An 8017-nucleotide genomic window follows, 5' to 3' on the forward strand; every position below is an offset into this window, starting at 1 on the left:
AGCAGTATACCCATAATATCGATCCTGTCTTTTAGGCCTTTTTCACTCTCCTGCCTGTCGTATTCGGCTGCCTGCTTTAATATCAGCAATATCTCGGGCTTTACAACATTAAAATTCTCAATTTTTTCCGCATACTTCCTAATGTCCTCTGCAGGGACCGCAAGCCGCGAATAATACGGAACATAGATATCAACATCTATTTCATCAATGGTAATCTCATATTTTCTTAAATTATCGTTCTTTTTTAGCTTGTATGCTTTTTTTATCTTTTCCAACTCTCCAAACTCAACTACAATGTCTATATCTTTTGATTTATGCGAATGGCTCCATAGATAAGCAGCCCACCCTCCAATGAGGGTAAACTTTATTTTTTTATTAAGCTCTTTTAATACATTCCAGCTTTTTTCTGTTATTAAGGTATTCCAATACTCCATGTTAACCGCTCATCCTCTTCTCCAGTGCTTTCAGGAATTCTGCTGCATACCATTCATCCATATTCCAGAGGTCTACAAATATCTGGGCAAGGGTTGAGTTTTTTCCATACTTGCCCATATTCGAATCCGGCTTCAATACCCGGAGATTTGGAACGTTCCCTTTTCCAGGAAACCTCTTTTTCACTTCTGATACGTCGTCGGAGTACACATATGCTACTGAGTAATCTGATGGGATCTCTTTAAACATAAACTTATACGCTGTGTATGCTGCATATACGACGCCATCAGGCATATTTTTCTCTATAGAAGGGATGCTCTCATCAATTCTTGCTTCATAGAGCAAGTCTTTCTTTATATTCCGGATGCATGCCCAATAGTACAGCAGCTTTTTGGGGTTTACAACCCTGAAGTTCCTTGGGTTTACCCTTATTGCATTCATCCTTCTGAGGCTTATCAGGCTATGATTGACAAGAGAGAGGGAAACCCCCAGCTTTTCTGCTATCGCTCTCTGCGTCAAGCTTGTTCTCTTCTGCTCCATGCTTTGGTAGAGGATTTCCCTCCATACTTCTTCTATCCTTTTCATAGTTCAATGGCATATATTTAGACTATTTAAATCTTTCTATGATTATAGAAAATAATATAAATAGATATATACAAGATAGAACATAAACACAAAGAAACGTTTAAAAACAGTAGCTTATCTCCTCTTACCATGGCACGGCTGAGAAAGGCAGTTTCCTACAGAAGGATTGAAAGGCCCTATACAAGGGTTTCCAAATACCGGGAGAAAGGCTATATCAGGGCAAACCCGCACAGGAAGATAGTACGGTATGTGATGGGCGCTGCAAGCAAGAAATTTCCTTATGTCCTTGAGCTGCGCTCCAAGTCAGAACTGCAGATACGGGATAATTCAATAGAGGCTGCAAGGCAGAGCTCCAACAGGCTGCTGGAGAAGGTTGTAGGCCCCAGTAACTATATATTGCGGATCCGGGTGTTTCCGCACCATATCCTGAGGGAAAATCCATTGGCAGCAGGAGCAGGAGCAGACCGATTTTCAACAGGAATGGCGCACAGCTTCGGAAAGCCGATCGGCTCAGCTGCCCAGATACGGAAAGGCCAGGTCATTGCAGAGATTCACACCGTGAAAGAGCATATCGGGAACTGCCGGACTGCAATGAAAAGGATTACCAACAAGATTCCTCCAGGCTGCTCAATAGTCGTCAGAGAGAATATATAACAATGGCTGCATTGACCGAGATTCTTCAGAACCCTTATGTTACTGCTCTTGCCATCTTTCTTGGATTCTTCATCGGAGCAAAGATTGTCCATTTTGTCATTGAGAGAGTCATTTCCAGGCTTGCTGCAAAGACGACAACAAAGCTTGATGACCTGCTCATCGACAGGACGAAAGGACCGATGACCTTGCTGATTCTTCTCTACGGCCTTTTCCTTGGCCTGCAGCCTTTGCCGATTCATGAAAGATATTTTGAGATTATCATCAGCGCCCTCCATAGCGCCTTGATCCTGCTGCTGTTCTTTATCAGCATCAGGATCCTTGATGCGCTGATCGATGTATGGGGGCAAAGGATTGCGGCAAGGACAAAGAATGTTGTCGATGACGAGCTGTTCAAGATTTTCCACAGGTTTTCCAGGATTTTCATCAGCATCATCGCATTTTTGACAGTGCTGGCCTACTGGGGCGTTGAGATCGGGCCGCTGCTTACGGGATTGGGCATTGGAGGCATAGCAATTGCCTTTGCGCTGCAGAACTCCTTGGGAAACATCTTTGGAGGGATATCCCTCATCATTGACAAAAGCGTCAAGGTGGGGGATGTGATAGAGATTGATGAGACGACAAGCGGCAAAATCATTGACGTTGGGTTGAGGAGCACCAAAATCAGGACCTGGGACAATGAGGTTGTGATTATTCCAAACGGAAAGCTTGCAGATTCAAAGATCAAGAACATGATCCTGCCCGACCCTTCAATCAGGGCCATCGTGAAATTCGGGGTTGAATACGGGTCTGATCCAGAAAAGGTCAAGAAGGTTGTTTTGGGTGTTGTCAAGAAGATTCCGACTGTGCTTGCAGATCCTGCCCCTTCAGTTGAGTTTCTCGAGATGGGGGATTTCAGCCTGAACTTCAGGGCTACCATGTGGGTCAAGGATTACAATGAACGGTGGCATACAAAGCTGAAAGCGACTGAGGACATCTACCTTGCTTTGAACAGGGCGAAGATTGGAATACCGTTCCCGACAAGGACGATTTACATGAAGAAGTGAGGCTACTCCTCCTTTATCGCTCGTTCTAATTTATGCATTATCTCTTCTGCGTGTTTGATATTGTTTTTATCAAATTTTTCCAAAGAAAAGACTCCTTTGAATGCGTCAATGAAATTCTTGTCATCAAGTGTTTTTATGAATTTGGCTATATTTTCCTTAAGCTTATTTGGCTCTCCCCTCTTTGCAAATGTTATCACCCTGCCAGCCTCTACACGATCACATAGCGCCACGGCATCTCTGATGTCGGTCAATCTGCATGAATGGATCTTTGTTGCAATCAATAATTCTTTTACGGGGATTTTTGCAGTAATGCTCTGTTCTATGCCTTTTATTTCTTTTTCAACAGAGTTATTGTTGAACGTGTCGAAGCTCCACGAAGCATTTGTCTGCCTGCATGATACGGAATTTATCAACAGATCGATGCTTACAGGCAGATCTGCTTTCTTAACAAATACCCTGAATTTTCCGTTATATACATTCTGGAGTTCTGTTGATTTGCTTGTTTTGAACTTGTTTTTCTCTAAAATCCCGGCAATTCTGCCTAGCTCTTTCTCTTCGATAACAAGGTCAGCGTCAACTGAGAATCTGTGCTTAAATGCGGATACTGCATACCCTCCAATAAGGATAAATTCGATCTCCTCCTCCCTTACCCTATCGAGCGTATTGAATATCTCGTTCTCTCTATCTATAAACTCTTTTAGCATCACCGAACACCTTTCTCTGCGTATTTAATCCCCGTATCCAGCTTATACATGCTATCCAGCATCTCCAATGCGGGCTCAAAATTATAGATGTATTTTTTTGCGTATTCTACTGTCCTATTTAACGGTATGACAGATACTCCATTAACCTCTTCTTTTTCAATCGCTTTTTTTGCTATTAAGATAAAATAGATTCCCTTCTTTCTTTCAATCCTTGCTGTGCATTTTATTGAAATTCCATCAAAAAAATCGGCCCACTTGCTGATGTCTTCTTTTACGACCTCTATAAATATCGGATAGGCTGTCTTATCCCTTCCAATATTATACCCTCCTTTGGTCCAGATGAAAACCGCGTCAGTTTCTGTGTAGGCATACTCCAATCCTGCCAAATTCGGCAAGGAATAGGCATCTGCCAAGCTTAAAGATTCTTCTAATGCCTTTTTTATGAATCTTGTGAATTCTTTGTAGATGATGTTCTTTTTGTTTATCTTTATCTTCTGGCCTCTCCTCGCTATTATCCCTAATCCAACCAACTTTTCCACCCATTGATGGGTCCAGGCATAGGATGCATTGATCCTTTTGGAGATTGCCCTAATGGAATCGTTGTCTTTTGCGGTGATGATAATCTTTGCCGTGTAGGGATTTATTGCTTCTATCATAGTTATCAGTATAGTGATAACTTATATATAAAGTTTGCGGTTTTTATGGCTCAGTAGAAAGTCAGTCGGCATCAGGCTCGCTTGCGCTTGTATTCGCGTATGCTGACACCCCCGAAGGTGCTAAAAAGAGCTACGCTCTTTTGGAACACCAAAACGCCCGATGGCGTTTTGATTGGGGCAACCCTCCGTCAGCACTGCTTATCTGGGTAAGGAAGCTCGCAGAATTGATGCCGGACTTTCTACTGAGCCGGTTTTTATGGATTGTTGAGGTCTCAGGAGAAGATACGATTCCCGACAAGGACGATTTATATGAAGAAGTGATTCTTATATCCACTAACGCTTCAAAAACACCGGCGAGAAGCGTGAGGGGGCTTCGTCTGCTACGATGGCCTGGAGCGTGGCAGCGTAATCGAGGCGGTGGTTGAGAGTGAGGGCAGGGTCGTACTGCTGGAGCACGAATAGTGACTCTTCGTCAGGAAGAAGAATGACCCCCTCATCGTTAAACTGTACGTGCACTTCGTTTATGCCCAGCCTGGCCTTTTTTTGAAAACCCTTATCTGTTTTGGTGACAGTGATGCCGCAAAGCCTGCGCGTTCCTTCCTCGTTTCCGGGATAGCTGGTATCTGTATAGGCATATAGGGTGGTGATTGTTCTTTCGCGTACCTTCACTTGGAGTTCTTTGCCGCGGCAGATGCTGACCTCAGACCCGTCCTTTTCCATGCTTGTATTTGGATAAAGAGTTGAAAATAACTTTGCTATGCTGACGTTTTCGATAAGATCAGGGTAAGCACTGTCTTTTTGAACATGTTGGAGAGTAGCTATATTCGCAGTATCGAGCCTGTGCCTTAAAGTAGAGGGAACATCGGCGAGAGCATTGGGTAAAGGAGGGCGTTGCTGATAAAACTCAAAGGCTAAGGTTTTAGGAACATATTATACATCATTATTTTGCTGGTCTTCCATCCACAGGACAGGCTTGCCCAGCACCTCTCCCTTGAGCACAGCGTAGAAATCCATGAGGCTGACAGCCTTCTGAAACTCTTCAAATGCGGTATCTCGGGTTATGGCTTTCGCGAGTTTTGTGTTGTGCTTTGTCTCAGGAAAGACTTTTCCAATCTGCGCAACATTGCTGAGCACGAGCAATTGCTCCAAGTCGTCCGCCATAATAGGAAAGAAGTTGCCTGTTTCTTTATAAATCTTTCTTAGTTAACCACTGTAGAGTAGGACAATATGATGCTGATTGGATAAAACATGGCGCCTTAAGAAAACGGAACAGCGATCTTTCTCTCTTCAATGTTCTTTTTTACCTGAGTTAAGAAGTTCTCAACCTTGACCCCAAACTTGACCTTTCCGTTCAGTGTTCGGACAGCTACTGAGTTTGACTCGACCTCTTTCTCTCCTATAGTGAGCATAAGCGGGATTTTCTGGGCTTGGGCCTCCCTGATTTTATAGCCTACTGACTCGTCCCTTGAGTCAAGGTCTACCCTGATGTTCTTCTCTTCGCATTTCTTCTTTACCTCTTCCGCAAAGGGAACAACTTTTTCTGTCACGGTAACGATCTTCACCTGCACTGGAGCAAGCCAGAGCGGGAACTTTCCTGCGAAGTGCTCAATGATGAATGCCATGAAGCGCTCATGGGTTGAGAGCGGAGCCCTGTGGATCACATAGACTTCCTTGTTTTCCCTGCCATCCTTATCCATATACCCCAAGCCAAATTTCTCCTTTGCTGCGAAGTCGAGCTGGATTGTAGAGAGGGTTTCCTCTCTTCCGGTTACTGTCTTGTACTGGATATCCACCTTAGGCCCATAGAATGCCGCCTCATCTGCTGCTTCGGTGAAATTGCAGCTGTTCTTTTTCAGAACATTCCTGAGTATTGACTCTGCCATCTTCCAGTTTTCCTGCCCATCGATATACTTCTCCTTGTTTTCCGGGTTGCCTAACGAGAGCCTGAAATAATAATCTGTGAGGCCAAAGACTGCGTAATAGGATGTAATCATCCGTATCACATTCTCGAACTCTGCTTCGATCTGCTCCTTTGTGCAGTAGATATGCGCATCATTCATGGAGAGCATCCTGACACGGAGCAGTCCTGACAATGTGCCTGAAAGCTCGTTCCTGTAGCAGGTTCCGTATTCTGCAATCCTCAATGGAAGATCCCTATAGCTCCGTGTCTTGTAGCCGAATACCAGATGGTGATGCGGGCAATTCATGGCTTTCAAAAAATACGTTCCGTCATCCAGCTTCATCTCAGGATACATGTTCTCCTGAAAATGAGGGATATGGCCTGACTTCAGGTAAAGCTCCTTCTTTGCGAGATGAGGGGTAGCAACACGGAGATAGCCTGCTTTTGATTCAGTCTCGATTGCAAAATTCTCAATCTCCCTCTTGATGGTCTCTCCCTTTGGAAGCCAGATTGGCAGGCCTTTTCCAACGAGTTCGAATGTGGTATAGAGCTCAAGCTCCTTTGCTATCTTCTTATGGTCACGCTGCTTCGCCTCTTCAAGGCTTGAAAGATACTCTTCCATCTGCTTTTTCCTTGGAAAGCTGATTCCATAGATCCTCTGGAGCTGCTTGTTTTTCTGGTCTCCCTTCCAATAGGCCCCGGCAGTTTTTGTAATCTTAATTGCCTTGACCATGCCTGTTGAAGGAACATGGGGGCCTCTGCAGAAATCAATGTAATTGCCCTGCTTATAGGCAGACAATCCTTCTTTGTAATGGTCTTCGATAAGCTCAAGCTTATAGGGGTTGTGCCTGAAGAGCTCCTTTGCCTTTTCCTTTGTAAGCTCAATGCGCTCAACCTTATAATTTGCCTTGATGATCCTCTGCATCTCTGCCTCGATCTTGGGGAGGTCCTCCTGGGAGAAGGGCTCTGCGTCAAAATCATAATAAAATCCCTCATCGACAACAGGGCCTATTGTTGGAAGGGCGTTGGGGAAGAGCTTTGTGACAGCCTGCGCAAGGATATGCGTAGAGGAATGGCGAAAGATCTCCTGGCCTTTCTTGTCTTCCCATGTAAGAATCCTCAGGCTGCAGTCTTCCTGAAGCTCAGAAGGCATATCCACAAGAGCCCCATTGACCTCTGCTGCGATCGCTTCCTTTGTCAGGGATGAGCTCAGTGATGCGGCAACCTCTTTGAGCGCGGCGCCTTTTGCAACCTTCCTTGTGCTGGAGTCAGGCAGGGTTATTGTGATGGTAAGCATGCATGAAAAAGGGTTACATCAGCTTTAAATAAGTTGTTGTTTACTTAGTGGATTGACTCTTCAAATTTATTGGAGAAATACTTTCGCACTTCAGTTATTTCCTGAGGGTCGAGCTGGACGTACATCGTGTCAGGAGATGTCTGTTTTTTGAATAGTTCGAGCTGCTGCTCTGGCATCATGTACATAGCCATCTGCTCAATCCCATAGATGTATTGTGCTGCGCTTAGTGAGACTGCTTCCAGATGCATAGCATTTACCTGAGATGATGGGCTTATTATACTTTGCGGTGGTGTGAAGTAAAGTTGTTAACGCTTTTTGCGGGGGGAAGGGTGCCGCCTTTTTGTGAGCAAGAGAGCTGAGAGTTTAGCATCGACATCGAGGGGATGCTCCATCCGGGACGAATGTCGATTTCTGGAAAAAGTTTTCACGTATTGCGAACTCGGCGGCACCCCTGATAAGCCCATGCAAAAAGCCCTGAGGTACTTGAAAACTTTACTTAACAGGTGAGCCCCATCGCCTTCTTCAGGCACATTCTTCATACACACGGGGCTTTGGAGCACTCCCCACTGGACAGCCTGGGAGAGGGTATTTAAAGAGAGAAACGCACAAGAGTCTTATGGATCTGGCGCAGCGGCACAAGCTTTTTGATGGACTTGCCTTCCTTGAGGAAAGAAACTCTCTAAATCTTAGCCAGGCGGTGGTGGACGAACTCAAAGCTAAACGGAAAGATTTCAGGCTTTTCCTCA

General features: G+C 44.7%; 10 protein-coding genes. 2 read left to right on the forward strand and 8 right to left on the reverse strand.

All coding sequences use genetic code 11. The annotated features are described in order from the left end of the window. Together VJB08_05585 and VJB08_05590 are read right to left on the reverse strand one after the other, a co-directional pair. A partial coding sequence (locus VJB08_05585) for a hypothetical protein (GenBank protein ID HLD43426.1) occupies positions 1 to 434 on the reverse strand: 434 nt, incomplete at its 3' end. A gap of 1 nt (position 435) precedes the next feature. Beyond that, a complete protein-coding gene (locus tag VJB08_05590; GenBank protein ID HLD43427.1) occupies positions 436 to 1017 on the reverse strand; it encodes a hypothetical protein in 582 nt (193 codons plus the stop codon). A 129-nt stretch (positions 1018 to 1146) separates the two neighbouring features. Between VJB08_05590 and VJB08_05595 the strand changes: the two genes are divergently transcribed. Continuing rightward, the gene (locus VJB08_05595) at positions 1147 to 1671 is read left to right on the forward strand and encodes a 50S ribosomal protein L16 (GenBank protein HLD43428.1); all 525 of its coding nucleotides are present in this window, start codon (positions 1147 to 1149) and stop codon (positions 1669 to 1671) included. A gap of 2 nt (positions 1672 to 1673) precedes the next feature. Next, on the forward strand, positions 1674 to 2714 hold the full coding sequence (locus tag VJB08_05600) for a mechanosensitive ion channel family protein (protein ID HLD43429.1): 1041 nt from the start codon (positions 1674 to 1676) through the stop codon (positions 2712 to 2714). 2 nt (positions 2715 to 2716) lie between these two features. On the opposite strand, the gene VJB08_05605 is transcribed toward VJB08_05600, so the two are convergent. From VJB08_05605 to VJB08_05630, 6 genes are all read right to left on the reverse strand, one after another. Next, a complete protein-coding gene (locus VJB08_05605) occupies positions 2717 to 3418 on the reverse strand; it encodes a hypothetical protein (protein ID HLD43430.1) in 702 nt (233 codons plus the stop codon). Next, positions 3418 to 4074, reverse strand: coding sequence for a hypothetical protein (locus VJB08_05610; GenBank protein ID HLD43431.1), 657 nt, complete (start codon positions 4072 to 4074; stop codon positions 3418 to 3420). The genes VJB08_05605 and VJB08_05610 overlap by 1 nt, the downstream gene beginning before the upstream one ends. Before the next feature lie 333 nt (positions 4075 to 4407). Continuing rightward, the gene (locus tag VJB08_05615; GenBank protein ID HLD43432.1) at positions 4408 to 4794 is read right to left on the reverse strand and encodes a hypothetical protein; all 387 of its coding nucleotides are present in this window, start codon (positions 4792 to 4794) and stop codon (positions 4408 to 4410) included. Between the two features lie 210 nt (positions 4795 to 5004). Continuing rightward, positions 5005 to 5235 (reverse strand): hypothetical protein, encoded by a 231-nt coding sequence (locus tag VJB08_05620; protein HLD43433.1) that lies wholly within the window; start codon positions 5233 to 5235, stop codon positions 5005 to 5007. 95 nt (positions 5236 to 5330) lie between these two features. After that, complete coding sequence (thrS, locus tag VJB08_05625; GenBank protein ID HLD43434.1) at positions 5331 to 7271, reverse strand: threonine--tRNA ligase; 1941 nt, start codon at positions 7269 to 7271, stop codon at positions 5331 to 5333. Between the two features lie 44 nt (positions 7272 to 7315). Beyond that, positions 7316 to 7519: a hypothetical protein gene (locus VJB08_05630; GenBank protein HLD43435.1), complete on the reverse strand. Its 204-nt coding sequence runs from the start codon at positions 7517 to 7519 to the stop codon at positions 7316 to 7318. Positions 7520 to 8017 lie beyond the last annotated feature (498 nt).

Source organism: Candidatus Nanoarchaeia archaeon (assembly GCA_035290625.1).
Taxonomy (GTDB): domain Archaea; phylum Nanobdellota; class Nanobdellia; order Woesearchaeales; family DATDTY01; genus DATDTY01.

Bases quoted from the DNA above. Each gene is read 5' to 3' on its own strand.
- VJB08_05590 (HLD43427.1), bottom strand. From the start codon at position 1,017: ATGAAAAGGATAGAAGAAGTATGGAGGGAAATCCTCTACCAAAGCATG.
- VJB08_05595 (HLD43428.1), top strand. From the start codon at position 1,147: ATGGCACGGCTGAGAAAGGCAGTTTCCTACAGAAGGATTGAAAGGCCC.
- VJB08_05600 (HLD43429.1), top strand. From the start codon at position 1,674: ATGGCTGCATTGACCGAGATTCTTCAGAACCCTTATGTTACTGCTCTT.
- VJB08_05605 (HLD43430.1), bottom strand. From the start codon at position 3,418: ATGCTAAAAGAGTTTATAGATAGAGAGAACGAGATATTCAATACGCTC.
- VJB08_05610 (HLD43431.1), bottom strand. From the start codon at position 4,074: ATGATAGAAGCAATAAATCCCTACACGGCAAAGATTATCATCACCGCA.
- VJB08_05615 (HLD43432.1), bottom strand. From the start codon at position 4,794: ATGGAAAAGGACGGGTCTGAGGTCAGCATCTGCCGCGGCAAAGAACTC.
- VJB08_05620 (HLD43433.1), bottom strand. From the start codon at position 5,235: ATGGCGGACGACTTGGAGCAATTGCTCGTGCTCAGCAATGTTGCGCAG.
- thrS (HLD43434.1), bottom strand. From the start codon at position 7,271: ATGCTTACCATCACAATAACCCTGCCTGACTCCAGCACAAGGAAGGTT.
- VJB08_05630 (HLD43435.1), bottom strand. From the start codon at position 7,519: ATGCATCTGGAAGCAGTCTCACTAAGCGCAGCACAATACATCTATGGG.